The 4,425-nt window shown below is 48.6% G+C and carries 4 protein-coding genes; 1 reads left to right on the top strand and 3 read right to left on the bottom strand.

Annotation, left to right across the window (positions count from 1 at the left end; translation table 11 throughout):
* Positions 1-253 precede the first annotated feature (253 nt).
* The 3 genes from gldG to VN105_RS25555 form a co-directional block, all read right to left on the bottom strand.
* Positions 254-1,957, bottom strand: a complete 1,704-nt coding sequence (gene gldG, locus VN105_RS25565) for a gliding motility-associated ABC transporter substrate-binding protein GldG (protein ID WP_325645589.1) — start codon at positions 1,955-1,957, stop codon at positions 254-256.
* A gap of 21 nt (positions 1,958-1,978) precedes the next feature.
* Entirely contained in the window at positions 1,979-2,719 is a 741-nt protein-coding gene (gene gldF, locus VN105_RS25560) for a gliding motility-associated ABC transporter permease subunit GldF (RefSeq protein WP_325645587.1), read from the bottom strand.
* Positions 2,720-2,848: 129 nt separating this feature from the next.
* Positions 2,849-4,036: an IscS subfamily cysteine desulfurase gene (locus tag VN105_RS25555; RefSeq protein ID WP_349255714.1), complete on the bottom strand. Its 1,188-nt coding sequence runs from the start codon at positions 4,034-4,036 to the stop codon at positions 2,849-2,851.
* Between the two features lie 133 nt (positions 4,037-4,169).
* On the opposite strand from VN105_RS25555, the gene VN105_RS25550 reads away from it, so the two are divergent.
* Positions 4,170-4,425: VOC family protein (locus VN105_RS25550; protein ID WP_325645583.1), on the top strand; the 256-nt coding region annotated here is incomplete at its 3' end.

Genomic DNA, 4,425 nt, shown 5'->3' with positions numbered 1-4,425 from the left:
ATGCTTTGCCAGAGCGCTGTTTTTAAACTTGTTTTTGTATTCTTCTTACTAAAAAAGCCAAGATCAAATACCAGTGCCAGGATAATCACAATAAAAAATACCAGATATGTTATCTCTGTTTTTCCCATGTGATTGCATTTTATGAGCAGCAAAGATAGGAAAACGGTGGCTAGGTTCCCGGTTTAAGGTGATCATTTCCTTTGAGCAGATGCAGCAATAAGCCCTGAAATACAGTGCCTTACAGCGTTTCAGGCTATTCAGTAAATTTACGTTGCCGTATAAACTGGAAAACCATGGCAAATAGCAAAACCAGTCCTACCGGCACCAGGAAACAAATGACCTGCCACTTGGTTTTTTCCTGCCGCACCTTCTCTCCATCCAGCAACCGCAGTGTTAGCTCTTTGTTCCGGGCTTCCATAATACCGCTGTTACCGCAGAGGTATTCCAGGCAGTTCAGGAAAAATTCTTTATTGGCAAAGGCAAAGCCCGGGTTAAATTCATTGATGCCCATTTGCAGCGGACCTTCTTTGCGGGATACTGCATTGGCAATTACATCACCATCACTTACCACGATCATTTTGTTAACAGTGTCGGCAGATTCCCTGAAAGGCTGTCCGGATGCGTGAAACAACTGATTTACGGCTTCGGGGTTCTCCCTGTTGCGGAAAAGCGACGTGAATTTCCCTTCCAGCAGTACAGCCGCGGGCAGGTTACGTTGGCGGTAATCGCGCGGGTTGGGCTGCGTTTTTACAATGTCCCAGCTTACCTGCGCCGGCAGCCGCGTGGTGCGGCTGTTCCTTGAAGTGGTAAGCAATATGGTTTTGCGGATGGCGTCGTTTTTTATGGTATCGATGGAGCTTACGAAACGGCTCAAAACCATATCCAGGTTTTTTACTATGGGATGCGCTTTGGTTGGCATCAGCATAGGGAAATAAGGAAACGGCATAGGCTGTATCTGTGGCCGGTTGCCTACATTTCCCACTACCAGCGGTACCACATCGCTCTGCAGGTCTAATACCAGGTCCTGGTTAATACGTACGCCATAACGGAACAGGAGGTCTTCCAGGTTCAGTCCCCGGTCCATGGCAAAAAAATCCGGATGTTCATGCAAACTGTCCATACTGGCGCTGGATTCATCAATGAACCACAGTACTTTTCCCCCATTCATCACGTATTGATCTATCTTGAACTTATCTGCATCAGAAAAGGTGCCTGCGGGTTTTGCAAAAAGGACTACATCAAAATCGCGGGGAATATAGGAAGCAGCCTGCAGGGTGAGAGTATCCAGTCCGTAACTGGTTTGCAGGGTGCTGAGCGCATCATATACTTCGGCTCCAAGCGATTCGCCATGGCCAAGCATGTAGCCCACCAATGGTTTTTCTTTTTCCTGCAGTTTATGGATAGCATAGGCAAACTGGTATTCCAGCAAGGCTTCCGAGCTGTTCATGGTTTGCATGGGATCCTGCCCGCCCTGGTTTTTCAGCAGGTTTATTCCTAACGTTTTGCCCTTATAATGAACCAGTGCGCCGGGAAAGATGAGTTTTTCCGCGAAGCCGTCGTTTGCTTCCTGCTGTACTTTCATATTAAAAGGCATGATGCCCTGGGCGGTGAGTTCGCCAAGGAATTTCATGCGCGCCGAATCCGAAAGGCCCTGCCCTGGATTCACAAAGGTAAACCGCAGGTTTTGTTTGCCATATTCCCTGAACTCTTCCAGCAGCTCGTTGGTAGACTGCGCCAGTTGCCGGAAGCTGGCGGGATAATCGCCTTTAAGGAATACCTCAATTTCCACGGGGCTGTCCAGCCTGCGGAGCATTTGCCGGGTGCTGGCAGTGAGGGTGTATCGCTTTTCTGCAGTCAGATCCCATCTGCCATGAAAATAAGCTGCCGCTATATTAATGCCTGTGAGTACCAGTATTACTGCTATGGCACGTTGTATGTATTTTTTTCGTGTAGCCATGTTATTTAGTAAGAACGGCTGTTAACCGTTTTGCCAGAGTTTTCTTTGGAGGGATAATTTAGTGAGATAGAGCATCAGACCTATGATGCTGATAAAATAAACAATATCGCGGCTATCAATTACGCCGCGGCTGATAGAAGTATAATGGAATTTGATCCCTGCCATCTGCAGATAGTAATCGGCGCCGCCGCTAAAGGCAGGTATTTTGCTCACTGCATCGAAGCCGTTATAGAGTATAAAGCAGGTAAACAATGCGATGAGAAAAGCGATCATGGCATTATTGGTCAGGGACGACGACCAGATGCCGGTGGCAGTGAATGTAGCTCCCAGTAACAACAGTCCTGTGTAAGAGCCGGTGATTCCGCCGGTATCGAGCTGCTGGTTATCTATACTTAATTGTTTTATCGCAAAATAATAAATGATGGTTGGAAGCAGGGAGATGGCCACAATAAGCAGGCTGCCCCAGAATTTACCCATTACAATCTGCCAGCCGGTGAGTGGTTTGGTGCTCAGTAATTCCATGGTACCGGTTTTAAATTCATCTGCGAAGCAGCGCATGGTAATGGCAGGTATAAGCAGCAGGTATATAAGCGGCGCCAGGTTGAACAACGGATCCAGGTTGGCATACCCGGTGTCCAGCAGGCTGGTTTCCGGGAAAACGAACAACATTAATCCATTCGCCAGTAAAAACAGTATGATGGCTACATAGCCGGTAACACTGCTGAAAAACTGGTTGATCTCTTTCTTAAAGATGGCTAGCATGAACAGTTAGTAAGGATTAGGATATTAGTAAAGATACAAATATAGGGTAAACGCTATTACCTTCCCGCCTATTGTACGGAGGCGCCGGCGCGCCCGCATCCTTTGTGTGGATACGGGGTAAAGGTGGACTTAAAGTATTCCGTCCTTGTACATTTCCCAGATGGGACTTACTTTTCTCAGCTGGTTAACTGCATCGGTAATGGTTTGGATGGCAAAATCGATTTGTTCATCCGTAGTGAACCGCCCGAGGCCAAAGCGGAGCGAGGCATGGGCCAGATCGTCGCTCAGCCCCATTGCCTTTAGTACATAGCTGGGCTCCATGGATGCGGAGGTGCAGGCCGACCCGGAGGAGACTGCAATTTTTTTATTAAAGCCCATCATGAGGGTTTCGCTTTCCACGTATTTAAACGACAGGTTACAGGTATGTGGCAGGCGCTGGTGGAGTGCGCCGTTTAAAAAGGTTTGTTCCATTGCCAGCAGGGCCTTTTCCAGCCGGTTCTTCATAGGAAGGATGCGTTGTGTATCCGCTTCCATTTCTTCCATGCACAGCTCACAGGCCTTCCCTAGTCCTACGATGCCAGGTACATTCAGGGTGCCGGAGCGCATGCCTCTTTCATGACCGCCCCCGTCTATTTGCGCGCTGAGCTTTACCCGGGGCGAGCGCCGGCGAACATATAAAGCGCCTGTTCCTTTAGGGCCATACATTTTATGGGCGCTGAGGGTGAGCAGGTCTATGCCGTCGTTGTTTACATCTACCGGGATTTTTCCGGTTGCCTGGGTGGCGTCTGTCATGAACAGCACACCGTGTTTTCGGGCAATATCGCTGATGGCGCGTACAGGGTGGATAACACCGGTTTCGTTATTGGCGTACATCAGGCTTATCAGGATGGTTTGGGGTGTGATGGCAGCTTCCAGTTGCTGAAGGTCAATAAGCCCTTCATGATCCACCGGGAGCCAGGTAACCAGTGCGCCCAGTTTTTCCAGGTGCCTGCAGGTATCCACTACCGCTTTATGTTCGGTAACGGCAGTGATGATATGATTGCCTTTGCCAGCATACATTTCATACACTCCCTTGATGGCCAGGTTAACGGCTTCTGTGGCGCCGGAGGTAAAAATAATTTCTTTAGGTTCAGCGCCAATCAGTCTGGCCACCTGTTCCCGGGCGTTGTCTACCGCTTCTTCTGCCGCCCATCCCAGCGGATGGCTCCGGCTGGCGGCGTTGCCAAACATCTCAGTGAAATAGGGCAACATAACAGCTACCACCCTGGGATCGCAGGGTGTAGTGGCATTGTTATCAAGGTAAACGGGCAGCTGCAGCATAATATCTTTCTTTTTATTGAAGTCCGGGCCTAACAAAATTACAACATAAGTTCTATTTTTACCGGGTTAAGCATATTCCGGAAAGGCGGTACAGATACCGGGTTCCGCGCATCTATAAACCATAACAAACATGCTCAGGGTAGAACATATAGGCATTGCCGTTAAAGAATTATCTGTATCCATTCCACTGTTTGAGAAGCTGTTGAACACGGCTTGTTATAAGCAGGAGGAGGTAGATAGTGAACAGGTACAGACCGCTTTCTTCCGGCAGGGTGAAACTAAGATAGAATTGCTGGAAGCCACCGGTCCCGACAGTGCTATTGCAAAGTTCCTGGAAAAGAAGGGAGAAGGAATGCATCATATTGCATTCGAGGTGGAAGACATCT

Source organism: Chitinophaga sp. (genome assembly GCF_035564935.1).
Lineage (GTDB): Bacteria > Bacteroidota > Bacteroidia > Chitinophagales > Chitinophagaceae > Chitinophaga.
The sequence above is the reverse complement of the archived record's forward strand: the minus strand, read 5'-3'. Positions and strand labels throughout refer to the sequence as shown.

Bases quoted from the DNA above. Each gene is read 5' to 3' on its own strand.
- gldG (WP_325645589.1), bottom strand. From the start codon at position 1,957: ATGGCTACACGAAAAAAATACATACAACGTGCCATAGCAGTAATACTG.
- gldF (WP_325645587.1), bottom strand. From the start codon at position 2,719: ATGCTAGCCATCTTTAAGAAAGAGATCAACCAGTTTTTCAGCAGTGTT.